The organism is Andreprevotia lacus DSM 23236 (assembly GCF_900176275.1).
Classification (GTDB): domain Bacteria; phylum Pseudomonadota; class Gammaproteobacteria; order Burkholderiales; family Chitinibacteraceae; genus Andreprevotia; species Andreprevotia lacus.
In genome coordinates this window covers 1-1751 of sequence record NZ_FWXD01000072.1, presented here as the reverse complement: position 1 = coordinate 1751, position 1751 = coordinate 1, and the positions used below count along the sequence as shown (strand labels likewise).

Annotated in this window: 1 protein-coding gene; it reads right to left on the bottom strand. The window is 62.8% G+C overall.

The features are described from left to right. A partial coding sequence (locus B9A19_RS21800; protein WP_139799070.1) for an amino acid adenylation domain-containing protein occupies nt 1–1751 on the bottom strand: 1751 nt, incomplete at both ends.

The window sequence follows — 1751 nt, the reverse complement described above, 5'->3', positions numbered from 1 at the left end:
CCACCCGGCACAGTCGCGATGATCGTGTCGATCTCGTCCTGCGTGAGTTCGACCAAGGTCAACATGTTCGGCGTGATATGGGTCGCATCCTGCGGAATCAGGTTCGGCGGCACTTCAACCGGTGCACCAGCCTGCGCACTGTCGATATGCCGCGCCAGTTCGGCCAGGCTGTCTGCAGTGAACAGGTCACGTACGTCGGCGTGCAGCTGCTGTTGCCGCATGCGCTCGATCAGGCTGACAGCCAAGAGGGAGTGGCCACCGAGTTCAAAGAAGTTGTCATTGCGGCCGACGCGTTCCAGTTGCAGCAGTTCAGCCCAGAGTGCGGCGAGCTTGCTTTCGGTCTCGCCTTGCGGGGCTTCGTATGCGCGGCTGAGCACGGCAGTGCCATCCGGGGCTGGTAATGCCTTGCGGTCCAGCTTGCCGTTCGGGGTAACCGGGAAGGTGTCCAGTTGCACATAGGCCACCGGCACCATGTGTGCCGGCAGCACGGCACTGGCGTGCTGGCGCAGGGCTTCAATGTCTGCGCTGCCGATGTAGTAGGCGACCAGGCGTTTGTCGCCCGGCTGGTCTTCGCGCGCCAGCACGATGACGTCCTGCACGCCGTGGCATTCGGCCAGACGGGCTTCGATTTCACCCAATTCAATGCGGAAGCCACGAATCTTGACCTGGAAGTCGTTGCGACCGAGATACTCGATGCTGCCATCGGCCAGCCAGCGGCCGAGGTCGCCGGTCTTGTACATGCGGGCATCCGCATTCGCGTGGAACGGATCGGCAAGGAAGCGTTCGGCAGTCAGTTCATCACGGTTGAGATAACCACGGCCCACCTGCACCCCGGCGAGGAACAATTCACCCGCCACACCTTGTGGTGTCGGACGACCTTGTTCGTCGAGGATATAGACGCGGGTGTTGGCAATCGGCTTGCCGATGGGGATGCTGCGACCCAGGTTGTCTGGGGTGCAGGTCCATGCCGTCACATCAACGGCGGCTTCGGTCGGGCCGTACAGGTTGTGCAATTCAACCCCCGGCAGCCGTTCATGGAAGCGTTTGACCAGACTGGCCGGCAAGGCTTCACCGCTGCACATCACCTGGCGCAAGACTTGGGCGCAGCCCGTCACATCAGCCGCTTCGAGGAAGACCTGCAGCATTGACGGCACGAAGTGCAAGGTGGTGATGCCGGCTTGCACGATGACGTCGCACAGATAGGCCGGGTCTTTATGCCCTTCCGGACGGGCCATCACCAGCCTGGCGCCAGTGAGCAGCGGCCAGAAGAATTCCCAGACCGAGACGTCGAAGCTGAATGGGGTCTTTTGCAGTACCACGTCAGCGCCAGAGAGGGCATAGGCATCCTGCATCCACAACAGGCGGTTGACGATGCCGCGATGCTCGTTCATCGCGCCCTTGGGCAGGCCGGTGGAGCCCGAGGTGTAGATCACATAGGCCAGATGGCGGTCGGTGAGGCCCAAGTCGACAGGAGCCAGATTGATCACCGGCAGACCGACCCACAGGCCAGCATCGGCGTGCAGATCAATGCTGGGCTGGGCGGACAGCGGAATGCCATCAGCGCTGAGGGCGCTACGGCCAACCTGATCCAGCAACACCACCACCGGCGCGGCATCACTTAGCATGTGAGCGAGGCGGTCGGCGGGATAGGCCGGGTCCAGCGGCACATACGCCCCACCCGCCTTGATGACGGCCAGCAATGCAATCACCAGCTCCACACTGCGTTCCACGCACACCGCCACCCGACGGTC